The sequence below is a fragment of the Rhodospirillales bacterium genome, from assembly GCA_016710335.1.
Classification (GTDB): Bacteria; Pseudomonadota; Alphaproteobacteria; order Rhodospirillales; family Defluviicoccaceae; genus JADJXQ01.
This window is the reverse complement of sequence record JADJXQ010000005.1, coordinates 172,859-197,697: the sequence shown is the minus strand read 5'-3', so window position 1 is coordinate 197,697 and position 24,839 is coordinate 172,859. Positions and strand designations below refer to the sequence as shown.

Annotated in this window: 18 protein-coding genes and 3 pseudogenes; 10 read left to right on the top strand and 11 right to left on the bottom strand. The window is 66.8% G+C overall.

Annotated elements, in window-relative coordinates; translation table 11 throughout:
* The first annotated feature begins 86 nt into the window (after nt 1-86).
* Nucleotides 87-701 carry a metal-dependent hydrolase gene (locus IPM60_10630; protein MBK8908335.1) on the top strand — a complete coding sequence of 205 codons (615 nt, stop codon included), beginning with the start codon at nt 87-89 and terminating at the stop codon, nt 699-701.
* On the opposite strand, the gene IPM60_10625 is transcribed toward IPM60_10630, so the two are convergent.
* The 3 genes from IPM60_10625 to IPM60_10615 all read right to left on the bottom strand — a co-directional run bounded on the left by IPM60_10625 (nt 664) and on the right by IPM60_10615 (nt 3,289).
* Entirely contained in the window at nt 664-1,701 is a 1,038-nt protein-coding gene (locus IPM60_10625; GenBank protein ID MBK8908334.1) for a TAXI family TRAP transporter solute-binding subunit, read from the bottom strand. The two genes, IPM60_10630 and IPM60_10625, sit on opposite strands and share 38 nt — an antisense overlap.
* Nucleotides 1,702-1,789: 88 nt before the next feature.
* On the bottom strand, nt 1,790-2,986 hold the full coding sequence (locus IPM60_10620) for an iron-containing alcohol dehydrogenase (protein MBK8908333.1): 1,197 nt from the start codon (nt 2,984-2,986) through the stop codon (nt 1,790-1,792).
* Between the two features lie 6 nt (nt 2,987-2,992).
* On the bottom strand, nt 2,993-3,289 hold the full coding sequence (locus tag IPM60_10615; protein ID MBK8908332.1) for an antibiotic biosynthesis monooxygenase: 297 nt from the start codon (nt 3,287-3,289) through the stop codon (nt 2,993-2,995).
* Between the two features lie 93 nt (nt 3,290-3,382).
* On the opposite strand from IPM60_10615, the pseudogene queA reads away from it, so the two are divergent.
* A pseudogene (gene queA / locus IPM60_10610) lies at nt 3,383-4,419 on the top strand (tRNA preQ1(34) S-adenosylmethionine ribosyltransferase-isomerase QueA).
* Nucleotides 4,416-5,564 (top strand): tRNA guanosine(34) transglycosylase Tgt, encoded by a 1,149-nt coding sequence (tgt, locus tag IPM60_10605; protein MBK8908331.1) that lies wholly within the window; start codon nt 4,416-4,418, stop codon nt 5,562-5,564. Before queA ends, tgt begins: the two are co-directional and overlap by 4 nt.
* Here the strand turns inward: tgt and IPM60_10600 are convergent.
* From IPM60_10600 to IPM60_10585, 4 genes and pseudogenes are all read right to left on the bottom strand, one after another.
* Nucleotides 5,554-7,308 (bottom strand): DUF4863 family protein, encoded by a 1,755-nt coding sequence (locus IPM60_10600; protein ID MBK8908330.1) that lies wholly within the window; start codon nt 7,306-7,308, stop codon nt 5,554-5,556. The genes tgt and IPM60_10600 overlap by 11 nt on opposite strands.
* A 61-nt stretch (nt 7,309-7,369) precedes the next feature.
* Nucleotides 7,370-8,797, bottom strand: coding sequence for a benzoyl-CoA 2,3-epoxidase subunit BoxB (gene boxB, locus IPM60_10595; protein ID MBK8908329.1), 1,428 nt, complete (start codon nt 8,795-8,797; stop codon nt 7,370-7,372).
* Nucleotide 8,798: 1 nt separating this feature from the next.
* Nucleotides 8,799-10,449 (bottom strand): annotated as a pseudogene (locus IPM60_10590) (benzoyl-CoA-dihydrodiol lyase).
* Between the two features lie 159 nt (nt 10,450-10,608).
* Nucleotides 10,609-11,469: a helix-turn-helix transcriptional regulator gene (locus IPM60_10585; GenBank protein ID MBK8908328.1), complete on the bottom strand. Its 861-nt coding sequence runs from the start codon at nt 11,467-11,469 to the stop codon at nt 10,609-10,611.
* A 144-nt stretch (nt 11,470-11,613) separates the two neighbouring features.
* Here IPM60_10585 and IPM60_10580 point away from each other — a divergent pair, with 144 nt between their 5' ends.
* The 3 genes and pseudogenes from IPM60_10580 (at nt 11,614) to IPM60_10570 (ending at nt 15,032) form a co-directional block, all read left to right on the top strand.
* Nucleotides 11,614-12,081 (top strand): flavodoxin domain-containing protein, encoded by a 468-nt coding sequence (locus IPM60_10580; protein MBK8908327.1) that lies wholly within the window; start codon nt 11,614-11,616, stop codon nt 12,079-12,081.
* 89 nt (nt 12,082-12,170) lie between these two features.
* Nucleotides 12,171-13,719 (top strand): annotated as a pseudogene (locus IPM60_10575) (benzoate-CoA ligase family protein).
* A 95-nt stretch (nt 13,720-13,814) separates the two neighbouring features.
* Nucleotides 13,815-15,032, top strand: a complete 1,218-nt coding sequence (locus IPM60_10570) for an MFS transporter (GenBank protein ID MBK8908326.1) — start codon at nt 13,815-13,817, stop codon at nt 15,030-15,032.
* 29 nt (nt 15,033-15,061) lie between these two features.
* On the opposite strand, the gene IPM60_10565 is transcribed toward IPM60_10570, so the two are convergent.
* Complete coding sequence (locus IPM60_10565) at nt 15,062-15,253, bottom strand: hypothetical protein (protein ID MBK8908325.1); 192 nt, start codon at nt 15,251-15,253, stop codon at nt 15,062-15,064.
* 176 nt (nt 15,254-15,429) lie between these two features.
* On the opposite strand from IPM60_10565, the gene IPM60_10560 reads away from it, so the two are divergent.
* The 4 genes from IPM60_10560 (at nt 15,430) to IPM60_10545 (ending at nt 20,619) form a co-directional block, all read left to right on the top strand.
* A complete protein-coding gene (locus IPM60_10560) occupies nt 15,430-16,491 on the top strand; it encodes a TAXI family TRAP transporter solute-binding subunit (protein MBK8908324.1) in 1,062 nt (353 codons plus the stop codon).
* An 87-nt stretch (nt 16,492-16,578) separates the two neighbouring features.
* Nucleotides 16,579-17,781, top strand: a complete 1,203-nt coding sequence (locus IPM60_10555; GenBank protein MBK8908323.1) for a 3-oxoadipyl-CoA thiolase — start codon at nt 16,579-16,581, stop codon at nt 17,779-17,781.
* Nucleotides 17,782-17,795: 14 nt separating this feature from the next.
* Nucleotides 17,796-19,463 (top strand): peptide ABC transporter substrate-binding protein, encoded by a 1,668-nt coding sequence (locus IPM60_10550; GenBank protein ID MBK8908322.1) that lies wholly within the window; start codon nt 17,796-17,798, stop codon nt 19,461-19,463.
* Nucleotides 19,464-19,467: 4 nt separating this feature from the next.
* Nucleotides 19,468-20,619: an acyl-CoA dehydrogenase family protein gene (locus IPM60_10545; GenBank protein MBK8908321.1), complete on the top strand. Its 1,152-nt coding sequence runs from the start codon at nt 19,468-19,470 to the stop codon at nt 20,617-20,619.
* 6 nt (nt 20,620-20,625) lie between these two features.
* On the opposite strand, the gene IPM60_10540 is transcribed toward IPM60_10545, so the two are convergent.
* Genes IPM60_10540 through IPM60_10530 form a run of 3 tightly spaced genes read right to left on the bottom strand, consistent with a single transcriptional unit; the run spans nt 20,626 to nt 24,772 of the window.
* Nucleotides 20,626-22,722 (bottom strand): enoyl-CoA hydratase/isomerase family protein, encoded by a 2,097-nt coding sequence (locus tag IPM60_10540; GenBank protein MBK8908320.1) that lies wholly within the window; start codon nt 22,720-22,722, stop codon nt 20,626-20,628.
* A 7-nt stretch (nt 22,723-22,729) separates the two neighbouring features.
* Nucleotides 22,730-23,905 (bottom strand): VWA domain-containing protein, encoded by a 1,176-nt coding sequence (locus IPM60_10535; GenBank protein ID MBK8908319.1) that lies wholly within the window; start codon nt 23,903-23,905, stop codon nt 22,730-22,732.
* A 15-nt stretch (nt 23,906-23,920) separates the two neighbouring features.
* Entirely contained in the window at nt 23,921-24,772 is an 852-nt protein-coding gene (locus IPM60_10530) for a MoxR family ATPase (protein ID MBK8908318.1), read from the bottom strand.
* Nucleotides 24,773-24,839: the final 67 nt, after the last annotated feature.

The following is a 24,839-nucleotide window of genomic DNA, read 5'->3' as shown; positions in this document are numbered from 1 at the left end:
CTTAACGCCCTGGTCATACGATAGCGCCATAAAGGCCGTGGCGACTCCGCCGGAGTCGCCGTCACCGGCACTGAAGGGGCGTTATCGTGGCAACCTCGATCGGCCATGCCCTGTTGGGGCTGACAGTGGCGAGCGGCGCCTGCGGGGGCAGGGTCTGCAATCGTTGGCTATGGTACGCTTTCGCCGTGTTCGCCGCCAACGCCCCGGATCTGGACCACCTTCCCGGGCTGCTCATGAACGAGCCGGCGAGGTATCATCGCTTGGCCACCCATTCCCTGCTCGGGCTCTTCGTCTTCGCCGGCATCGTTTTCATCGCGGCGCGATGGGTCACGAAACAGCCCTTGCGCGCGACGGTCGTCGGCGCCATTGCGTATGGCAGTCACCTGGCGCTCGACATGCCGTGGATTCCCTGGCTCTGGCCACTGTCGCTGGACTTCGTGCCGATCGCCTGGGCGCCGATCGCCGCCGATATTCACGCCTCGCCCGGCGCCGACGCCCTGACGCTCCTCGGCGAGTTGTTCTCCGTCCGCAACCTCATGGAAATTCCCAAGGAGTTGGCCGCATACACGCCGCTGTTGCTGGCAACCTGGTGGCTGTTCAGGCGACGGCCGCGGCCGTTGTCTTCGCCCGGGCCAGTCGGCGGCCCCATCAGGTGGCCGATCGTCAATCGGGTGTTGACGATGCGGCGGTGGGCAAACTGAAGCCGACCTCCCGGTAAAAGCGGGCGGCGCCGGGGTGAAGCGGAATGGCGATGCCGGCGAGAGCCCTGTGCAGTTGCATTTGCCTGCCGTTGGGAGGACCCGTTTCGAGCAGTTTCCGCGTGGAGGGGTGCCATAACGCCATCGTGATCCCGTAGACCAAGTCGGCGTTCGCCTCCGCCGCCACGATCAGCTGCGCACCGACCTTGACCGTCACCACTGCGCCGACCCCCGGGTAGCTCTCGGCCGGTATCACTTCGGTGCCGAGGGAGGGATGCGCCTTGCGGATCGAACTGGCGGTGTGACCCATGACCGAAAGCAGCTTGATCGGGACGCGTTCCGCGAGGTGCTGGACGGCGCTGATCGGTACCCCGCCGACGACGAAGAAGGCGTCCAGCTTGCCGGCCTCGAGGAGATCGGCGGACGGCCCAACTTCTTCATAAGAAGCACGCAAGGCGGCCTCTTCGACGCCGGAGGCCGCCAGCACCAAGCGGGCGGTGGTCAAGCTGCCGGAGCCCTCCGCCCCGAGCGACACGCGCAATCCCTTGAGGTCGGCGACCGTCATCAGCCCGGAGTCGCGACGAACGACGACATGCAGCGTTTCCGGGAACAGGTTGCCGACCGCGTTCAGGTTGGGCATCGCCTCGCCGGCGAACATCCCCTTGCCGACGTAAGCGTTGTACGCGACATCGGCTTGGATCAGCGCCAGATCGAGCTTTCCGGAGGCCACCGCGGCGGCGTTGCTCACCGAACCTTTCGTCGCGACCGCGGTTGCGATCAGGCCGGGAACCCCGCAGCTTCCGCCCATCCCGCAATCCAGCGACCCGGGCGGGTTGCTGATCGCGTTCGCGATCATGCCGCCGATCGGGAAGTAGCTGCCACCCGTGTCTCCGGTACCGATCCTGAGGAAGGTGATCTCTTGCGCGAGGGCCAGCGACACCGTCAGCGCGGCGGCCAGCATCGCGCCGAACTTGATCCCTCTCCCCAGGCGGCGCGCCTGCATCAAGACCAACCCCTTTCAGCGGGCGTTCGCGGCCGAGTTCGCAGGCGGAGACCGCCTTGCGCTGAACTGCCCATGAGCTCGGCCATGCTTACAGTCGGCGCGCGAGGATTTCGCGGATTTCATCATCCGTGAGCACCACCGGGTTGGTCTTCATCGAGCTGCCGCGACTGCCGGCAACGACCCTCGCGAAATCGCCTTCGGTCATGCCGAAGCCGCCGAGCCGGGGCAGGCAGAGGCGCTCCGTCCACTCTCGCAAGGTGTCGACGAGAGCCTGCAATTTCCCGTCGAGCCCGCTCCTCGCTGCGCCCGACATCAGCGCGCCGGCGCGGGCGTACTTGATCAAGGCTGGATTGTTGGTGTCGCGCTCTCTCAGCGCGGCGATGTTGATGGCGCTTGCCTCCGCCACAAGAGTGCCGCAACAGGCCCCGTGCGGGATCGGGAAATAGGCGCCGAGCGGCGATGCGAGTCCGTGGACCGCTCCCAGCCCGGTCTGCGCAAGGCAAATTCCAGAGACGAGAGACGCATAGGCGGTGCGCGACCGGCCCGCCATCGCCGCGAACAGGTCGTCTCCTTCCCAGGCGGCGAAGAAGCCCTCGCAGAACGCTTCCAGCCCGGACCAGGCGAGGGCATCCGTCATCACATTGGCGTTGCTGGAAACATACGCCTCCAGCAACTGGGTAAAGGCATCCATGCCGTTGGCGGCGATGACCGGTCTCGAGCAGGTGGCGAGCAACTCCGGATCGACGATGGCGACACGCGCGACCAGCGCTTCGTCCCGGAACGATTTCTTGAACCCGTCGGACCCCTGGCGGCTGAGTACCGCGTTCTTGGTCGCTTCACTGCCGGTGCCGGCGGTGGTCGGCACGGCGATGAACGGCACCGCCGGGCCGGTGTAGGGCCGCTCGATCCCCAGCCCTTCGAGATGGTCGACAACCGACCGGCCGTGCGGAAGCATCCCGGCGATCGCCTTGGCGGCGTCAAGGGCGCTGCCGCCGCCGATCCCGACCACAACGTCGATGCCGCTTTCACTGAATTCCGCCACGGCCTGGTCGACGATGTCCGGCGTCGGCTCACCTTCGACCGCGATATCGAACCAGGCAACGCCCTCGTCCGCCAGTCCCTCCAGCAGCAGCGGCCAGCGCGGCGACGCCCGGAACGAGCGGGCGCCCGTTACGACCAGCGCCCGATCACCGAATGCCCGCACCTCCTTCGGCGCGGTTGCGATGGTCCCGGCCCCGAACACGATGCGCGGCAGGCGTGCGATGGAGAATGGCGCGATCGGCAGCACCGCTCAATCCCTCGGGAAAAGGCACTTGTATGGAATGCCCTGGCGCGGCTCGGCCATCATGCCATCGACGGCGTCACGCCAGGTCAGGTAGTGTGCGGTTTCCTTGTGAGCGGCTGCGTCCTCGGGGGACACATACGCCTCGTAAAGAATGAAGGCGGTCGGGTCGCCGGTGTCCTGGAGGATGTCGAACCGACGGTTGCCAGGCTCCCGCACCGAGCCCTCGTGATTGGCGCGAGTGGCAGAGATGAAGTCTTCCACCCGCTCCGGCTTGATGGACACCTTGACCATGGTGACATGCATGGACTTTCCTCCCGCGCTGGTGTGGCTTGGAAGTTTGACGATGGCCAACGAGCGGCGTCAAGTGCCTGAAGGGGTTCGCATGGGCGGCCACCCGTGAAAGTAGCCGATTTCGACTTTCCGCTTCCCGCCGCGGCCATCGCCCAGCGCCCCATCGTGCCGCGCGACGCGGCGCGGATGCTGGAGGTCGGCGGCCGCTTCACCGATGGCACGGTGCGCGATCTGCCGGCGCTGCTCGGCCCCGGCGACGTCATGGTGTTCAACGACACGCGCGTCATCCCGGCGCGCCTGATGGGCCGGCGCGGCGAGATCGTCATCGAGATCACCCTGCTCAAGCCGCTGGACGGGCGGCGGTGGCGGGCGCTGGCGAAGAAAGCGCGGCGCCTGCGGCCCGGGCAGCGGGTCGATTTCGCGCCGGGACTGGCGGCCTTCGTCGAGGCGAAAGGGGACGGCGGCGAGGTGACCCTGGCGTTCGAGCCGACCGCACAGCCGCTGATCGAGGCGCTCGAAGCCCATGGGGCGGCGCCATTGCCGCCCTACATCAAGCGCGCGGGACTACCGGATGAGCGTGACCGCCGCGATTATCAGACCGTATACGCGGCCCGGCCCGGCGCCATTGCCGCGCCGACTGCCGGCCTGCATTTCACGGAGCGGCTACTGGCGGCGCTCGATGCGAGGGGCATCCGGCGGGTGATGCTCACGCTGCACGTCGGCGCCGGCACCTTCCGGCCGATGACGACCGAAAAGCTGGAAGACCACGTGATGCACCCGGAGTGGGGCGAAATCGGCGCGGATGCGGCGGAAGCGATCAATCTTGCCAAGGAGCGAGGACGCGGGTCGTGGCGGTGGGCACCACGACATTGCGTCTGCTTGAAACGGCCGCCGACGAGAACGGGCGCGCCCAGCCGTTCGCCGGAGATACGAACGTCTTCATCAAGCCCGGACGGCCGATACGGAGCGCCGATCTGCTGCTCACCAACTTTCATCTGCCGCGTTCCACCCTGTTCATGCTGGTGTGCGCCTTCGCTGGAACCGAGACCATGAAGCGGGCCTATGCCCATGCTTTGGCCGGCGGTTACCGCTTCTACTCCTACGGCGACTGCTGTTTGCTCCACCGGACGCCGCAACCATGAGCCGGTTCGCTTTCGAGGTACTGGCGAGCGAAGGCGCCGCCCGGTGCGGCCGACTTGCGACGGCGCATGGAAGCGTCGACACCCCGGCGTTCATGCCGGTCGGTACCGCCGCCACCGTCAAGGCGATGACGCCGGACATGGTGATCGCGGCCGGCGCGCAAATCATCCTCGCCAACACCTACCACCTCATGCTGCGGCCCGGGGCCGAGCGCATCGAGCGCCTCGGCGGGCTGCATCGGTTCATGAACTGGGCCGGGCCGATCCTCACCGACTCGGGCGGCTTCCAGGTGATGTCGCTAGCGGGTCTGCGCCAGATTACCGAAGAGGGGGTGCTGTTTCGCTCCCACATCGATGGCAGTCGCCACCATTTGACGCCGCGTACCGCAGTGCAGATCCAGCACCAGCTCGACGCCACGATCACCATGGTGCTCGACGAGTGCACGCCGTTCCCCTGCGACGAAGCCGTTTCGGCGGAGGCGATGCGCCGCTCCATGCGCTGGGCCGAGCGCTGCAAGGGCGCTTATATCAAGCGGCCCGGCTACGGCCTGTTCGGCATCGTCCAGGGCAGCGTCTACACCGACCAGCGCGCCGAGTCGGCAGCGGCGCTGACCGCCATCGGCTTCGACGGCTACGCCATCGGCGGGCTGGCGGTCGGCGAGGGGCAGGCGACCACGTTCCGCATCACCGACGCGACCGTGCCGCAACTCCCCGCGGACAAGCCCCGCTACCTGATGGGCGTCGGCAAGCCGGACGACGTGGTGGGGGCAGTTATGCGCGGGGTGGACATGTTCGATTGCGTGCTGCCGACCCGCTCCGGCCGCACCGGCCAAGCCTTCACCCGCCGCGGTCCGATCAGCATCGAGAATGCCCGCCATGCCGACGATCCACGTCCCCTCGACGAAGACTGTCGCTGCCCGGCCTGCCGCTCCTACAGCCGCGCCTACCTGTGCCATCTGCATCGCAGCAAGGAGATCCTGGGCGCGATCCTGCTCACCGCCCACAACCTCACCTACTATCAGGACCTGATGGCGGGCCTCCGCGAAGCGATCGCCGCGGGTTGTCTTGAAGCTTTCGCCGCCGCGTTCGCAGAGCGCTACACGGGCGGCGACGTGGCGTCGCTCGCCGCACCGGAGGTCAGCGGGTAAACTCGATCTTGCCGTCGGGCAGCAGATAGAGCACCAGGGCCTCGCCTTCGGTCACTGTCGGATGGTGGGCGCTGTCGGGCTCGTTCACCATCCAGCCGCGGCCGCAGCCGTCGAACTTCGCCGTCGCCGTGACCGGCATGATCATGCAGATCTCCCCGGTCGGGTGGCGATGATGAGGGCCGACGACATCCTGCAGGTGGACCACATCGACGCTGAGGCCATGGGTTTCCGGCCCCGCTTCGATGACTCTCCCGAACCGGCGGCCGGGTCCGCCCTGGGTGCACATCCACCCGGCGGCGATGGCCTCATGACACCCGTTCTCGATCGCCTTAAAGGCCGGCCCATCGGCCGGCACCTCCCGGTTCAGCGTGTCCACCAGGGACGCATCCAGCGCTCGGCCGGAGACCGCATCGGTGATCGGCTTCATCAGGGTTTTGAACTGCTCCAAGTTCATGCGGGTTCCCTCCCGTGCTGATTTCGACTGCGGCGATCCAACCTCTGCCACCGCAACCAGATCATTCATGGATGTGAACTTGCGCCTGGGCCGGCCGGAGCCGGCGCGGGCCGTCTCGGCCGCCTCTATGCGTTGCCACCCGCCGAAATCGACAACGGCGGTGCCCTGCAGCCATGTCGTCACGCCGGCGCGACCGGGTCTCCCGGCTGGCGTCACCTCGGCAAGGATGCGGTCGGCGAGGGCGTGGCTTTCAGGCCGGTTGGTGGCGATCGTCCCCGAGGCGCCTCTGCCGGCCCAGCCGACCACGTAAAGACCGTCGTCGACGCGCCCGGCGTCATTGCTGAACGCCCCATGTTCCGGGAAGAGGGTATCGCAGGCGACGGCTTCATACCCGACACAGGTTACCACCAGCTCAGCCGGCACCTCCAGCACGCCCTGCTCGCGGCGAAAGCGGACGCCGCGGAGCCTTCCGGCTTCGTCGCCAAGAAAAGCTTCCGGCACCAACCGGAAACCGAACGCGATGGTAATCGGGCGCGGTTGCGCCGGCCGCGCCGCAAATTCCCGGAGCACCGCGGTAGAGGGGTTGTCGGCGGCCTCCGTTCCCATGACCTGAGCTTCGCTCACCACGACTGCGGCCTGTTGCAGGTCGCCGAGCTCTGCGAGCTCCACCGGCGTAAACCGCACGTCGGCGGCACCACGCCGGCCGGCGATCAGGATCTGGTGGAGCGGCGCGGCGGCGATGGCGGCCTCGACCTCCGGGTCGATGTCGGACCGGTCCATCTCGCTGCCGCAGCGGGCGAGGACGCGCGCGACGTCGACGGCAACGTTGCCGTTGCCGATGATGACCACCTGCCGCACCCGATCCAGCGCCGGGGCAAGGTCGGCGTAGTCCGGATGCCCGTTGTACCACCCGACGAACGCCGACGAGCCGAACACGCCGGCCAGATCCTCGCCCGCGATCCTGAGCCGGCGATCCCGCGGGGCGCCGACGGCAAGCACGACGGCATCGTACGCGCTGCGGAGCTGGTCCAGGCTGAGGTCTCGCCCGACGTGCACATTGCCGAAGAAGCGGCAGCCATCCTGGGCGATGGCGCGGCCGAGCACGCGGGCGATCGCCTTGGTACTTTGATGATCGGGAGCGACACCGCCGCGCACGAGGCCGAACGGCGTCGGCAGTCGGTCGAAGACGTCGACCTCGATGGCGCCTTTGCGCTGGCGCAGCAGCCGCTCGGCCACGTAGCAGCCGGAGGGACCGCTGCCGATTATGGCTACCTTCAGAGCAGCGGACATCGCCGCATCACCCGCGCGGACCCGGAGGCCAGGAAATATCGGAAGCTGCGACAGGTTGGAACTAGTGCAGCTTCACATATTCATACTCGACCGGCATGCTGTTGATGCCGCGGTCGGGAGGCGCGATCCATGCCGCCATCTTGCCGGGTTCCGTCACCTGTTGCATCAGGCTCTTGACGTACGTGCGGTCGGCAACGGAGGGCAGCCAGCCGCCGATGTGCCGCCCGAATGCCTCCGCGTCGATGCGCTGGCCGTCAGGATTCGTCGGAACGCCGGCCCACGGCCCGATGGCGCGCCGGAAACGAGAGCTCGGAAGCCGGATCTCGAAATCGACCCCCGATTTCTTGATCATGCGGTTCCAGCGACTGACGCCGATCCCGCAGTCCTTCACGTAACTCTGCCGGACGATCTCGTTCATGGCGTTGCGGGTCGGCACCGTTTCGTCTTCGATGCCGCCGGCGGCGGCCGGCACCTGTAGCGTGATGCTGGTGTCCGTGCACACGTGGTCCTCATACGAGCCCTCGTCGGGGCGCCCCTTGAGGCCAGTCGCGAAGTAGGTCGCGGCGTTGGACGAGCGCTCCGCCCCGAACAGATCGAGGCTGGAGGAGAACCAGAAATTCACGTAGCGCTGGACCAGCGGCAGATCGACCACCCCGTGCTGACGCAACAGCACCGGATCTTCCGTATTCAGCTCCTTCATCACCTCCAGCGTGCGGCGAATGACGCGGCTAATCCCGGTATCGCCGACGAACATGTGATGCGCTTCCTCGGTCAGCATGAAGCGGGTGGTCCGCGCCAGCGGATCGAACGCAGATTCGGCGAGGCTCTTGAGCTGGTACTTGCCGTCGCGGTCGGTGAAATAGGTAAACATGAAGAACGACAGCCAGTCTTCCACCGGCTCATTGAACGTCGTGAGAATGCGCGGATGGTTGACGTCGCCGGAGCGCCGATGCAGCAACTCCTCCGCTTCCTCGCGGCCGTTGCGGCCGAAGTAGGCGTGCAGAAGATAAACCATCGCCCACAGGTGACGGGCCTCCTCGACGTTGACCTGGAACAGGTTGCGGAGGTCGTACAACGACGGGCAGGTCTGCCCCAGCATGCGCTGCTGCTCGACGGACGCCGGCTCCGTATCCCCCTGGGTGACGATGAGATTGCGAAGCGCCGCGCGATGTTCGCCCGGCACTTCCTGCCACACGGCCTCGCCCATGTGGTCGCCGAACCCGATGGTGCGGTCGGGCTCCTGGTCGGCAAGGAAGATCCCCCATCGGTAATCCGGCATCTTGGTTTGGCCGTACGTCGCCCAACCCTTGGCGTCCACCGAGGTCGCCGTCCGCAGGTAAACGTCGGCGGCCTGAAATCCTTCGGGTCCAAGCTCCTTCCACCAGTTCAGGAAGTGCGGCTGCCAGTGCTCGAGCGCGCGCTGCAGGACGCGGTTGTCGCCGAGCCCGACGTTGTTGGGGATCCGCTCCTGAAAGTTGATCTCAGACATGTCAAACCCTTCTCCAATCGAATTGCGCCTTCGATCCCGTGCCGAACAGCTTCAGCGCGCCCGTCTCGCCAACGGCGTTGGGCCGGACGAAGATCCAGTTTTGCCAAGCCGACAGCCGGCCGAAAATCTTGGTCAGCATGGTCTCCCGCCCGCCGAAGCGGAGGTTGGCTTCCATCCCCGTCAGCGCATCCGGCGACAGGCTGGTGCGGCCCTCGATGGCGAGGCGAATTTCGTCATCCCAGTCCAGCTCGTCCGGGATGAACGTGACCAAGCCTGCTTCCATGGCCGCCTGCGGGCCGAGGGCGGCGCCGATGCTGTCGTTCAATCGGGCAATCCGCTGGTCGTCCCGGTTGAACCGGGTCGCCAGCCGGGTCAGGCCGTTGACCATCTCGAGGCCGCCGAAGTTCAACTCGCTCAACTGAATGGCGGGCGGTTCTTCGGCGGCATCGAGCATGAAGCTGCGATCGGCGGCGAGAGCCAGTTCCAACAAGCTGCCGGCAAAGCACGACCCGGGCTCGATGAGCGCGAACAGGCTCCGCGAGGTCACGTCGAGGCGGGCGAAAGTGCGCCGCATCATGCCGACCACCTCGCGCACGAACCAGTGCTTGTGGTTCGCCATCAGAGCCGCGTCCGCCTTCATTACCCGATCGACATCTCCCCGCGTCTTGAGGACGATCAGGCCAAGGGCGTTGTGATTGGTGCGCAACATCAGGATGGCGTCGTCAAGCTGGCGCGCCATCGCCAGCGGCCACCACTCCATGCCTGCCGCCAGAATGTCGCCCGGTTGGTCGGCAACGTCATGATCCGGCCCCCGGACGGTCAACGTCGCCGTGCGGCGTTCATCGTCGAGGATGGCATCGACCCAGCGGTAGCGATAACCGGACTCGTTCGTCTCCCGCTCGATCGTGGTCATCGGGACGCCGACGGCATCGGCAGGCCGGTCGCTCGCCGCCGCAAGCTCCTCGGCGCGCTTGCGGACGGCCTCGGAGAAGGTTTGCCGCGGGACGATGTGGTCTACCAGGCCCCAGTCGAGGGCCTTGCGGCCGCGCACCCCTTCCTCGCTGGTGCAGAACACGTCGGCGAGGTCCCGGCGCACGGCGCGCTTGTCGATCACCCGGGTGGAGACCCCCGGTGCCCGGCAGCACACCCAGCAGCGGCACCTCCGGCAGGCTGACTGCGCTCGATCGGTCGTCGATCAGAAAAATCTCGTCGCAGGCCAGCGCCAGTTCGTACCCGCCGCCGGCCGTGGTGCCGTTACAGGCGGCGATGAACTTGATGCCCGAGTGCCGGCTCGAATCCTCCATGCCGTTGCGGGTTTCGTTGGTGAACTTGCAGAAGTTCACCTTCCATCCGTGCGAGGACAGCCCCAGCATGTAGATGTTGGCGCCAGCGCTGAACATGCGCTCGAGGCCGCTCGTGATGATCACGGACCGCACCGCAGGGTGCTCGAACCGGATGCGCTGCAGCGCATCGTTAAGTTCGATGTCCACCCCGAGGTCGTAGGAGTTGAGCTTGAGCTGGTAGCCCGGCTGCAAGCCCCCGTCTTCGTCGACAGCCAGTGTCAGAGTGGCGATCGGACCTTCGACAGCCAGCGACCAGTGCCGGTAGCGCTCCGGATCACGGTCAAAGGTGATTATGTTGGGCACCGTCATGAGCTCTGCTGCGTCCCTCACCACCAGCGCGGCCGAGAGGCTTGGCATCCCTCGTGCCGGCGATTGATCGCCATTGTTCTTGGGCGTTGACCTGCATTATAATGCATCCAGGCTGCAATTCAAGCCCGCGGCCACATCGCCACCATCACACCTGCACGATCAGCCGGCCTGTTCACCGACAAGGGACACGGCCACTCCCTGCAAGTCCGCGAGGCTCTGCTCGATGCTCTGGCCGGACGTATCGACCGCCGCGTCCGCCATTGCCTGGTAAGGTTCACGGGCCCGCACGATGGCTTTGAGGTCTTCCATGGCTTCGTCATTCCTCGCCATCGGCCGCAGGTCCCCCTGCTCGATGACCCTGCTCATGTGCTCTTCCGGCGATGCGGACAGCCAGATGGTGTGCGTCTTTTCGAGCAGAAGCGAGTACGTCGCCGCTTCCGAGACGATGCCGCCGCCAGTGGCGATGACGATGCCGTCATGGGTGTCGACGAGGCGTTTGAGGGCGCGGCGCTCGTACCGCCGGAAGGCCGCCTGCCCGTTGAGCGCGAGGATTTCCCCGATACTGCCGCCATAGTCCTGTTCGACGACCCGGTCGAGTTCGATGAACGGGAACCCGAGGCGCGAAGCGAGCAAGCGCCCCAGCGTAGACTTGCCGGCGCCGCGGAGCCCCACCAACGAGATCCGGCGGCGCTTGTCAGGCCCGTCGGCGCCAGCGACGAACAGTTCCAGTTTGGCGCGGAGCCTCGGCAGCCTGGATTGCGGCACGGTCTCCAACAGCCGCTGAATGCGAACCAGCTCCGCCCCTCCGTTGCCGACGCCGGCGACCAGTTCCCCCAACGGATAGTCGAGGGCAGCCGCGATCTGGCACAGCACGGCTATCGACGGATTGCCGGCGCCCGCCTCGAGCTGCGCCAGGTAGCGCTCGGAGACGCCGGAGGCGCGCGCCAGAATCCGCCGCGCCATGCCGCGCTTGGCGCGCGTCTCGCGAACCCGTTGTCCGAGCGCCGCCAGATAGGCCATGGTGTCCGGTCTTGCTTCCGCTCGCAAACCAGGGCTCCGCCGCTGTCTTTACTCGATTTTTTCTTTTCAGCACATCGATGCTGCATTATATTGCATGCAACGACGCGGTGAAAGCGACGCCGTACAGGGACCGAAGCGATCACGATGAGTGAGCGTATCAAGATCCTCGTCGGGACCATGACGGGAACTGCCGAACTGGTCGCCGACGAGATGGCGGAAGTCCTGCAGGGCCGCGGCGTCGAGGTCGAAATCCTGCTCATGGACGACGTAACGCCGGATGCTCTGCATCGCTCCGCCGGGTATATCGTTTGTACATCCACTTACGGCCAGGGCGATGTGCCCGATAATGGACAGGCTCTCTATCGGTCCCTGTGCGACGACCGGCCGGATCTCGCGGGCCTGCGCTATGGCGTCTTCGCGCTCGGCGACAAGACATACGCCCAGACGTTCTGCGCAGGCGGACGCAAGTTCGACGACATTCTGCGGACCCTCGGAGCGGAGCGCGTCGGGGAGCGACGGGAGCACGATGGGTCATCGGGGTCGCTGCCGGAGGACGAAGCCGCCGATTGGGCCGAGGAGTGGCACGCACTGTTTGCGAAGGCGGACGCCTGAGGTAGCCTCAATGGCCTGAAGCGCCGAGACGCGGAGCATCAATTGGGACGAACCCGGTGACGACAAATCCGGGCGTCGGGGAGGACGCGATGACTGCCATTCAGCACCAACTGGTCGAGCGCTACAATGCGGCCGAGGATCTCATCGGCCGCAACCTCAGAGCGGGTCGTGGCGATCGGCCGGCGTTCATCGACGTGAACGGCCGGCACACCTATGCGGACGTCGACCGGCTGAGCAACCAGGTCGCCAACCTGCTCACCCAGAGCGGGCTTCGCATGGAAGAGCGTGTGCTGATGTGCATGCTCGACACCGTCATGTTTCCCGCTGGCCGGCATCGTTCCCGTCCCGGTCAACACGCGGCTCACCGCAGCCGAGTACGATTTCATGCTGGAGGACAGCCGGGCGCGTGCGCTGATCGTCTCGGAGCCGCTGCTGGCCCAGTTCCTTCCGCACATCAACAACCACGCGTTCCTCGACACGGTCATCGTGTCCGGCGCGGACGGTCACGGTTATCAGCGGCTGGACGACGCCATCGGCGGTCAACCGGATCGGTTCGACATTGCGCCCACGTGCTATGACGACATGTGCTTCTGGCTTTACACCTCCGGCACCACCGGCCGGCCCAAAGGCGCCGTCCATCTTCAGTCCGACATGATCGGGACGGCCGATCTCTATGCCATCCCGACCCTCGGGTTGAGCGAGACCGACGTGGTGTTCTCCGGTGCGAAGCTGTTCTTCGCGTACGGCCTCGGCAACGGGCTGACGTTTCCGATGTCGGTCGGCGCCACGGCGGTGCTCCATGACGGGCCGCCGGAGCCGGCCGCGGTCTGCCGCATCATTCGCGAACACCGGCCGACGATCTTCTATGGCGTGCCGACGCTGTTCGCCATGTTGCTGGCGGGCGGCGATCTCCCGGGGCCGGGCGAACACGCCATGCGTCTCGCCACTTCGGCGGGAGAAGCCCTGCCGGCGGAGATCTTTCGACGCTTCAAGGAGCGCACCGGCGTCGACATCCTGGACGGGCTCGGCAGCACCGAGATGCTGCACATTTTCCTGAGCAACCGGCAGGACGACATCAAGCCGGGGACCTCCGGCAAGGCGGTTCCGGGCTATCGGCTGCGATTGGTCGATGACGAGGGCAACCCGATCGAGGATGCCGACCAGATGGGCATGCTGGAGGTGTCGGGCCCGACCAGCGCGATCATGTACTGGAACCAGCGGGCCCGCAGCCTCGACACCTTTCGCGGCCCGTGGACACGGACCGGCGACAAGTACACCCGCGATGCCGACGGCTACTACACCTACGCGGGCCGCACCGACGACATGATGAAGGTCGGCGGGATCTACGTGTCGCCGTTCGAGGTAGAGGCGGCCTTGCTTCAGCACGACGCAGTTCTAGAGGTCGCCGTCATCGGCTGGCCGGACGACGATAACCTCATCAAGCCGAAGGCGTTCGTGGTCGTCCAGGATCGCCTGATTCCGGACGACAACCTCGCCGAGGACATCAAGAGATCCGCCAAGGCGCGGCTTGCGCCGTTCAAGTACCCGCGCTGGATAGAGTTCATCGACGAGTTGCCGAAGACGGCGACCGGCAAGATCCAGCGCTTCAAGCTGCGGGCGCGGTGGTCGGACGGGTGACGGAGCGCCCGACAGCCTGATACCAGGCGCACATCATCCCCATATCAACGACGCGGCGCCGGCTTGCGGTGCACCTGGATGCGGATAGGTGACGTATGGTGACACCGAGCAAGCGAAATGCGGCGTTGGCGCTGGTGTGCGGCGCCCTGATTCTGTCGCTCGCCATGGGCATCCGCCAAACCTTCGGCCTGTTCCTTACGCCGATGAGCCTCGATCTCGGCCTCGGGCGCGAGGCGTTCGCTCTCGCGCTCGCGGTGCAAAACCTGCTTTGGGGCGTCCTGCAGCCAATCTCCGGGATCGCCGCCGACAAGTACGGCGCCGTCCGCGTGCTATGGTTCGGAACCGTCGCCTATGCCATCGGCCTGTTGATCATGTCGGGGACCACGGGCGCAGCGGGTTTGCATCTGGGCGCCGGCGTGCTGATCGGCCTCGCCATGAGTTGCACCAGCTTCGCGGTCGTCCTGGGCGCCATCGGCCGCTCGGTCCCGGCAGAAAAACGAAGCATGGCGCTGGGCGTCGCCAGCGCCGGCGGTTCGTTCGGCCAGTTCGTCATGGCGCCGGTCGGCCAGAGCCTGATCTCGAGCCAGGGTTGGGCGGGCGCACTGGTGACCATGGCGGTCCTGTCCCTGGCGATGGCGCCGTTGGCCATGGTCTTCGCCACCCGCCGCTCAGGCCCTCAATCATCTCCTGGCGCGCCGGACGCCTTCAAGCAGTCTCTCGGCGAGGCCATGGGTGAGGCCGGGCGCCATGGCGGCTACTGGTTGCTGACGATCGCGTTTTTCGTGTGCGGTTTCCAGGTCGTGTTCATTGCCGTTCATCTGCCCGCCTACCTTAACGACCTGGGCCTGGCTCCCTCCCTCGGCGCAACCGCACTCGCGCTCATCGGGTTCTTCAACATCATAGGAACCTGGATGTGCGGAGCTTTAGGCGGGCGGTACTCGAAGAAATACCTCCTGTCGACGCTCTACATCCTGCGGGCACTCGTGATCGCGGTGTTCCTGATGGCGCCGAAGACCGAGGCGGCGGTGCTTGTGTTCGCGTCCGCCATGGGATTGCTGTGGCTCGGAACGGTTCCGCTGACGAGCGGGCTGGTCGCGCAGATCTTCGGCGTGCGCTACATGTCGACGCTGTTCGGCATCGTGTTTTTCGGCCATCAGGTCGGCAGCTTTCTCGGCGTGTGGGCCGGCGGCGCCGTGTTCGACGCCACCGGAAGCTACGATGCGATCTGGATCGCCTCCATCGCCCTCGGCGTCATCGCCGCAATCCTGCATCTTCCCATCGCAGAACGCCCGCTACGGCCTGCAGAGGCTTGAGATGACGTGGCGCGGCGCCGGCGTGCGCCTCAGCGCTCCCCTCGCCGCCAGACGCGGCCATGGTGCTCAGTACAGAACGACGAGCCGATCTTGACCGGCTTGCCGCAGATCAGGAACCGTCCAAACTGCACCCTGCGCACAATCCATCGGCAGTTGGTCATCGAAGCTTCGCCGAGCATGGTTTCCGGCTCATGGGTCCGTACGCAAGCGTCCTTCGTCATGGGGTGTGTTCTCTTACTGATTTGTCTGCCTTGCCATTTTTTGAGCGTCGGCAAGGATCCCGCTCTCTGGAAATAGCTTGAAAAGATCGAATTGCAATGAGGTTCAGCCTTGGCCGCCGTTGCATCGGTTCCGACGCTGTGTCACCTTCTTGAGAAATTATTGCGGATAAACGCGAGTGCGCAGCGACGGTCTTTCCCGGGGCTTGGTGACTTGGCGGCTGATCCTCGCCGCCGCGATCCTTTTCGTGGCCGGGGCCTCCAACCTTTTCGTGGCCGTGTCCTCCACGGGGGCGCAGGAGATCAAGTTTCTCCGCATCGGCACCGGGAGCACAGGGGGGACGTACTTTCCGGTCGGCGGGCTGATCGCCAACGCGATCAGCAATCCGCCCGGATCCATGGATTGTGACCTCGGCGGCAGTTGCGGCGTCCCGGGCCTGATCGCGGCCGCCGTCGCGACCCAGGGTTCGGTCGAAAACGTCCGTGCGGTCGCTTCGGGGGAACTGGAAATGGCGTTGACCCAGGCGGATGTGGCTTATAACGCGCACCACGGCAAAGGCGTTTTCAGCGATGGGGCGCCGCTCGACAATTTGCGGGCCGTCGCCAACCTGTACCCCGAAGCGATCCACCTCGTCGCCCGCGCCGGCCTCGGGATCCAGTCGGTCCGTGACCTCAAAGGCAAACGCGTGTCGGTGGGCGAAAAATCGTCCGGCACACGCGTCGGCGCGCAAGCGGTGCTGAAGGCGTACGGGCTGACCGAAAAGAACGTCCAGCCGTTCTACGCCAGGCTTGGCACCGCTGGCGACATGCTCATCGAAGGCGAACTCGACGCCTATTTCATGGTCGGCGGCTACCCGCTCAGCGCCATCGCCCATACGGCGGACGAGGTCGACATCGTGCTGGTGCCGATCTCCAGCGAGGCGGCCGACAAGATCGTCAATGCCCAGCCCTTCTTCGTGCGCACGACTATTCCGGCCTCCACCTACAAGGGCGCATCGGATACCGAGACATTGAGCGTCGGCGCCCAACTGGTTGTGTCCGAGGCGGCCGATGCCGATCTGGTGTATGGCATCCTCCGCGCCATGTATCACCCGAACACGCAAAAGCTGTTCGAGCGCGGCCACCCGAACGCCCAGCACATCGGCCTCGAAACGGCGCTCGACGGAATCGTCATTCCGCTTCATCCCGGGGCCGCGCGCTTCTACGAGGAGGTCGGCGTAGCTGTCGACAAGGCGTTCTAGCCAAGACTTCGACATCAGCGCCGGCCACTTCGGTTATCCTTGAAACCGCAGTGCGCGGTCAGGAGGCCGTAAACGGAGGATCGGGCGATGCTCGATGCGTACATCTACGATGGGGTGCGGACGCCGTTCGGTGGTCATGCCGGAATGCTGGCGGCGGTTCGCCCGGACGACCTCATGGCAGCCTGCATCGAAGCCCTGATGGGCCGCAGCCCGCTGGATCCTGGCCACATCGAGGACGTCATTGTCGGGTGCGCCTGTCAGGCCGGCGAGGACGCACGCAACGTCGCCCGCCATGCCGGTCTCCTCGCCGGCCTGGCGGTGGAAACCGCGGGCCAGACCGTGAACAGGCTGTGCGGCAGCGGCCTGGCGGCGCTGCTCGATGCCGCCCGCGCCGTTACCTGCGAAGAGAGCGACATGATGGTCGCGGGCGGCGTCGAGAGCATGTCGCGGGCGCCGTTCGTGCTCGCCAAGGCCGACCGGCCGTTCAGCCGCAAGGCGGAGATCTACGACAGCACCATCGGCGCCCGCTTTCCCAATCCGCGCGTGCTCGCGCGCGTCGGCGGCGACACCATGCCGGAGACCGCCGACAACGTCGCCCACGACCTGGAGCTTCGCCGCGAGGACGCCGATCGCTTCGCGGAAGCGTCGCAGCACAAGTATCAGGCGGCGAAGGCGCAAGGGTTCTATGGCGACGAACTGATCCCGGTCCCCGTTCCCGGCAGGGGCAAAGCGCCGGCGGTGCAGGTGCGCGAGGACGAACACCCGCGCCCCGACACGACGGGTGCGCGGCTGGCAGCCCTCAGGCCCCTGTTCGAGGGCGGCGTGGTGACCGCCGGCAACGCGTCGGGGATCAACGACGGCGCCGTCGCCCTCCTGGTCGGCAGCCGCGCCGCCGGCGAACGGGCCGGCATCCAGCCGCGAGCGCGCATCCTCGCCGGGGCGGTCGCCGGGGTGCCGCCGCGCATAATGGGGCTGGGCCCGGTGCCGGCGTCGCGAAAGGCCTTGCAGCGCGCCGGCCTGACGCTCGACGACATGGACGTCATCGAGATCAACGAGGCGTTCGCGGTGCAAGTACTGGGCTGCGCCAAGCAGATGCAGCTTGCTGGAGACGACAGCCGCCTCAACCCCAACGGCGGGGCTATCGCGATCGGGCATCCGTTGGGCGCCTCCGGCGCCAGGCTGGCGCTGACGGCGATGCGTCAACTGGAGCGCTGCGGGGGACGCTACGCGCTCGTCACGCTCTGCATCGGCGTCGGCCAGGGCGTGGCCGCGGTGCTCGAGCGGGTCTGAGTGCGAGCGTGGGCGTGGGTGTGCGGTGCCGGCTCGTCGGCCTGCTCGTCGCGGCGCTGGTCGCGGTGTTGCCGACAACAGCGCATGCGACGAAGGATGAACTCGTCATCGGCATCACCCAGTTCCCGTCGACCCTTCACCCCAACATCGATTCCATGATGGCCAAGAGCTATGTGCTCGGCATGAGCCAGCGGCCGATCACCGCGTACGACGCCGACTGGACCCTGGTGTGCGTGCTTTGCACCGAGCTTCCGACCATCGACAACGGCCTGGCGGTTCCGGAGACGACGCCCGACGGCAAGCCGGGCATCGCCGTCACCTACAAGCTGCTGCCCGAGGCGGCATGGGGCGACGGCACGCCCCTGACCACCGCCGACGTTCTGTACTCATGGACGGTCGGCAAACACGAGAAGAGCGGCGTGATCCCCAAGGAGTTCTATCGCCGCCTTTATGCCATCGACGTGCACGACGACAAGTCCTTCACCCTCCACTTCGACAAGCTGACCTTCGACTACAACGCCATCAGCGACTTCCACCTGTTGCCGGCCCACATCGATGCACCGGCGTTCGCGCAGCCGGAGAGCTACCGGTTCAGGACCGCTTACGAAACCGACACCATCAATCCGGGCCTGTGGCTGGGCCCCTACCGGATCGCCGAGGTGGTTTCCGGCTCCCACGTCCTCCTCGCCGCAAATCCGCACTGGTGGGGCGAGCCGCCGGCGTTCGAACGCATCGTTGTCCGCGTCATCGAGAACACGGCGGCGCTTGAGGCCAATCTGCTGTCCGGGGCGATCGACATGATCGCCGGCGAACTCGGCCTCACCCTCGACCAGGCGGTGGCTCTCGAAAAGCGCCACCACGAACGGTTTCGCTTCCTCTACAAGCCGGGGCTCGTCTACGAGCACGTCGACCTGAATCTTGACAGCCCGGTGCTGGCCGATCGCCGCGTGCGCCGGGCGCTGCTCCACGCCATCGACCGCGACGCGATCAGCGCGCAGCTGTTCGCCGGCCGCCAGCCGGTCGCCCACACCAGCGTCAACCCGCTGGACTGGGTCCACGCCGACGACGTCCCGCAGTATCCTTACGCGCCGGAGACGGCGGCGCGGCTGCTCGATGACGCGGGTTGGGGAACGATGCAAGGCGGCATCCGCCACAACGCCGCCGGCGCGCCGCTCGCGCTGGAGATCATGACAACCGCCGGTAATCGTTCGCGGGAGTTGGTGCAGCAGGTGCTGCAGAGCCAGTGGCGCACCATCGGGATCGACGTGCGCATCCGCAACGAGCCGGCGCGGGTGTTCTTCGGCCAGACCGTCAGCCAACGGCGCTTTTCGGCGATGGCCATGTTCGCCTGGATCAGCGCCCCGGAGAGCGTGCCGCGCACCACGCTGCATTCGGAGCAGATCCCCACCGCAGCCAACGCCTGGGCCGGCCAGAATTACACCGGCTTCCGCAACGCCGAGATGGATGCGCTGATCGACGCCATCGAGGTCGAACTCGACCGCGATGCCCGCAAGGCGCTGTGGCGCCGCATGCAGCATCTCTACGCCGAAGAACTGCCGGCGCTGCCCCTCTACTTCCGCGCCGAACCTTATATCCTGCCCGTGTGGCTCGCCGGCGTTACCCCCACGGGCCACCAGTACCCGACCACCCTCCGGGTCGAACAGTGGCGACGGGCGCAATAACGCCATGGCCCTCGATCCCGTTACGCTGCGCCAGCTCATCGACACCGTGACGCGCTTCGTCCGCGAGCGCCTGGTGCCGCTAGAGCGCGCCGTTGCGGACGCCGACGAGATCCCGGCGGCGGTCATTGCAGAGATGCGGGCGCTCGGCCTGTTCGGGCTCTCCATTCCCGAGACGTATGGCGGCCTCGGCCTCACCATGAGCGAGGAGGTGCAGGTGGCGTTCGCCCTCGGCTGGGCGTCGCCGGCTTTCCGCTCCGTCATCGGCACCAACAACGGCATCGGCTCCCAGGGCATCGTCATCGACGGCACGGACGACCAGAAGCGGACTTGGCTGCCCCGCCTCGCTTCGGGCGAGATCATCAGCGCCTTCGCCCTTACCGAGGCCGACGCCGGCTCGGACGCCGGAGCGATCCGCACCAGCGCCCGGCGCGAAGGCGACCGTTACGTCATCAACGGCGCCAAGCGCTACATCACCAACGCGCCGGAGGCCGGGCTGTTCACCGTCTTCGCCCGCACCGACCCCGATAGCCGCGACGCCCGCGGAGTTTCGGCGTTTCTGGTCGAGGCAGAAGCGCCGGGGCTCTGGGTCGGCCGGCGCGACCGCAAGATGGGGCAGCAGGGCGCGCACACGGCCGATGTCGTGTTCGAGAAGTGCGCCGTGCCCGCCGCCAATCTGATCGGCGGCCGGGAGGGACAGGGGTTCCGCACGGCGATGAAGGTGCTTGACCGCGCCCGCACCCACATCGCCGCCGTCTGCGTCGGCGCCGCCGAGCGGCTGATCCACGACGCACTCCGCTACGCTCTGGAACGCCGCCAGTTCGGCCAGGCGATCGCCGGTTTCCAGCTCATCCAGGCGATGCTCGCGGACAGCCGCGCCGAGGCCTACGCCGGCCGCTGCATGGTCGAGGAGACGGCGCGGCGGCGCGACGCCGGAGCCAACGTCGGCACCGACGCCGCGTGCTGCAAGTTGTTCTGCTCCGAGATGGTCGGCCGGGTCGCCGACCGGGCGGTGCAGATCCACGGCGGCGCGGGGTACATGCGGGACTCCGACGTGGAGCGCTTCTATCGCGACGTGCGGCTGTTCCGCATCTTCGAAGGCACCAGCCAGATCCAGCAACTGGTCATCGCCCGCGACATGATCCGCGACGCCGGCTGACCGGGATCACGGGTCCCGGAAAGAGCCGCCGGTGCGGGCGAGGCGGGCGAGCAGTGGCGCCGGTTGCCAGTGGGCGCCGCCGAGGCGCCTGTGGTAGTCGGCGACGGCGTCGTGAATGGACTTGAGGCCGACCTGCTCGGCCCAGAACATCGGCCCGCCGCGAAACGCCGGAAAGCCATAGCCGTGGATCCAGATCACGTCGATGTCCAGCGACCGGGCGGCGATGCCCTCCTCAAGGATGCGCGCCCCTTCGTTGACCATGACGTAAAGGCAACGCTCCAGGATCTCCTGGTCCGGCACCGGACGCGGTTCCGTGCCTCGCTCCCGCCGGTACTGCGCGAGGAGAGCGTCGACCTCGGGATCTGGAAGCGGCGTGCGGCTGCCGGGCTCGTAGCGGTAGATCCCGGCGCCGGTCTTCTGGCCGAAGCGGCCCTGCTCGGCCAGCCGGTCGAGCCACGACAACGGCGGCGCATCCGGATCACCGGACTTGCGCCGTTCCTCGCGGATGCGCCAACCGACATCGACGCCCGCGAGATCGGTCATGGCGAACGGGCCCATGGGAAAGCCGAAATCGGTCAAGACCCGGTCGACCTGCTCGGGGCTCGCGCCCTCCTCCACCAGAGCCGAAGACTCGCGGGTGCGCTGGTGGAGCATGCGATTGCCGACGAAGCCGTAGCAGACGCCGACCAACACCCCGACCTTGCCGAGGCGCCGGGCCAGAGCCATCACGGTCGCAACAACGTCGTCGGCCGTCCTGTCGGCGCGCACGTTCTCCAGGAGGCGCATGACGTTGGCAGGACTGAAGAAGTGCATGCCGACCACGTCCCCGGGCCGGCCGGCCGCGGCGGCGATGGCGTTGATGTCGAGGGTCGAGGTGTTGGTGGCGAGGATGGCGCCCGGCTTGCAGACCGCGTCGAGCCTGGCGAACACCTGCGTTTTCAGGTCCATGCTCTCGTACACCGCCTCGACCACCAGGTCGGCGTCGGCGACATCGTCATACTCGAGCGTCGGCGCGATCAGGTCGATGCGGCGCTTCACCTCGTCCGCGGAGAGCCTTCCGCGCCGAGCCGAGCTCTCGTAATTGCGGCGGATGATCGCGAGGCCGCGGTCGAGGGCGTCGCGGTCGGCGTCGAGCAGGCGCACCGGGATGCCGACGTTGGCGAAGCACATGGCGATGCCGCCGCCCATGGTTCCGGCGCCGACCACCGCTGCCCGGTCGATCGGGCGGGTCGGCGTATCCGGCGGTAGCCCCGGCACCTTCGCGACCTCCCGCTCGGCAAAGAAGGCATGCACCAGACCGGCGCGCTGCGGCGAGTCCAGGCACTGCAGAAACAGCGCCCGCTCGCGCTCGAGCCCCTCTTCCAATGGCACGGTCATCGCGGCCTCGACCGCGTCGACGATCAGGTGCGGCGACAGGAGATGGCGGGCGCGCTTGGCGAGCTCCTTGCGGCGGTCGGCGAACATGGTCGGATCAATGGCGGCGGTCCCGCCGCATCTCTCGCAGAGCCAACGGAACAGCCGGGTCTCATCCTGAAACCGCTCGGCCAAGCGGATGCCGGCTTCGAGCGCCGAGTCGCCTTCGTCGACGTCGTCGACCAAGCCCCACGCATGCGCCTCGGCCGCAGTGACCGGATCGCCGGAGAGGATCATGTCGAGGGCGCGCTCGGCGCCGATCAGGCGCGGCAGCCGCTGCGTCCCGCCGGCGCCCGGCATCAGACCGAGCTTGACCTCCGGCAGGCCCAGCTTCGCGGCCTTAAGCGCCACGCGAAAATGGCAGCCGAGGGCCAGTTCCAGCCCGCCGCCCAACGCCGTACCGTGGATGGCGGCGACGACAGGCTTGGCGCTGGCTTCGAACCGGTTGATGACGTCCGGCAGAAGCGGCGGTTGCGGCGGCTTGCCGAACTCACGGATATCTGCGCCGGCTGGGAAGGTGCGACCTGCGCCGACGAGCACCAGGAAGTTCGTGGACGCATCGGCCGAGCCATGATCGAGCGTCTCCAGAAGACCCGCCCGCACCGCGGCGCCGAGGGCGTTGACCGGGGGATTGCCGATGACGATGACGCCGATGCGGCCGTGTCTCTCGTAGTCGACGAGCGCGCCCATCGGCCGCCTACCGGCTCAGTTCGCGCATGGCGCGGTCGAGGCCGTCGAGAGTCAGCGGAAACATGCGGCCGGCCATGAGTTGACGGATCACCTGCGCCGACTGGGTCATGTCCCACCAGCCCTCATTGGTCGGGTTGAGCCATACCGCGCGCGGATAGACGTGAAGCAGCCGCTGCATCCAGGTGATCCCGGCCTCTTCGTTCCAGTGCTCCACCGATCCGCCGGGCATCATGATCTCGTAAGGGCTCATCGACGCGTCGCCGACGAAGATGACCTTGTAGTCGTGCGGATAGGTGTGGAGGAGGTCCCAGGTGGCGATGCCCTCCGCGTGGCGGCGGCGGTTGTCGCGCCACACCCGCTCGTAGAGGCAATTGTGGAAATAGAAGTACTCCAAGTGCTTGAACTCGGAACGCGCCGCCGAGAACATCTCTTCGCAGACTTGCACGAACGGGTCCATGGAGCCGCCGACATCGAAGAACAGCAGCACCTTGACGGCGTTGTGGCGCTCCGGGCGGAGGCGCAAGTCCAGGTAGCCCTGGCGAGCCGTGGCATGAATGGTGTCGGGCAAGTCAAGCTCGGTCGCCGCCCCTTCGCGGGCGAAGCGGCGGAGCCGGCGGAGCGCCACCTTGATGTTGCGGGTCCCCAGTTCCACCGATGAATCCAGGTTCCTGAACTCCCGGCGGTCCCACACCTTGACGGCGCGGTTGTTGCGGTTCCGGTCCTGGCCGATGCGCACGCCCTCCGGATTGTAGCCGTAGGCGCCGAAGGGCGAGGTGCCGGCGGTGCCGATCCACTTGGAGCCGCCCTGGTGGCGGCCCTTCTGCTCGGCGAGGCGCTGCTTCAGGGTCTCCATCAGCTTGTCCCAGCCGCCGAGCGCCTCGATCTCGGCCATCTCCTCGTCGGTGAGGGTGCGTTCGATGAGCTTGCGCAGCCACTCCTCGGGGATGCCGTGGGTCTCGCCGTCGGCCGGCGGCTCCAGGGCCTTGAACACCTTGGCGAACACCCGGTCGAACTTGTCGAGATTGGTCTCGTCCTTCACCAGGCATGCGCGCGACAGGTAATAGAACTCATCGACGCTGTAGTCCGCCAGCCCCGCATCCATCGCCTCGATCAGGGTCAGGTACTCGCGCAGGCTGACCGGCAGCTTGGCGTTCTTCAGTTCGAGGAAAAAATCAATGAACATGGGGTAGCGCTCGCCTCAATGCCCCTCCCGCCGCGCGAGGAAGGCGAGGCGTTCGAACAGGTGGACGTCCTGCTCGTTCTTGAGAAGCGCGCCGTAGAGGGGCGGGATCACCTGCTTCGCGTCCTTGCTGCGGAGCGCTTCCGGCGGAATGTCCTCGACCAGGAGCAGCTTGATCCAGTCGAGCAGCTCCGATGTGGACGGCTTTTTCTTCAGGCCCGGTACGTCGCGGATCTGAAAGAAGGTGTTGAGCGCCTCGCGGACCAGGCGCTTCTGGATGCCGGGATAGTGGACCTCGACGATCTCCAGCATGGTGTCGTGGTCGGGGAAGCGGATGTAGTGAAAGAAACAGCGGCGCAGGAACGCGTCCGGCAGCTCCTTCTCGTTGTTGGACGTGATGACGACGATCGGGCGGTGGCGGGCGGCGATGGTCTGCCTGGTCTCGTAGACGTGGAACTCCATGCGGTCGAGTTCGAGCAGGAGGTCGTTGGGGAACTCAATGTCGGCCTTGTCGATCTCGTCGATCAGCAGCACCGGCCGCTCGTCCGCATCGAACGCCTCCCAGAGCTTGCCGCGGACAATGTAGTTGGCGATGTCGTGCACGCGCGCGTCGCCGAGTTGGGAATCCCGCAGCCGCGCCACCGCGTCGTACTCATAAAGGCCCTGCTGCGCCTTGGTGGTGGACTTGATGTGCCATTGCAGCAGCGGAACGCCGAGGGCGCGGGCGATCTCGTGGGCAAGGATGGTCTTGCCGGTGCCCGGCTCACCCTTGATCAGCAGCGGCCGTTCGAGGGCGACGGCGGCGTTGACCGCCACGTTCAGGTCCTCGGTGGCGACGTAAGTGTCGGTGCCTTGGAAGCGTACGGTCATGATCCGGTCCTTCGCGAGCCGCGATCCTGGCAGGGTAAGGACGCCCCACCCCGACTTCAAGGCCGCA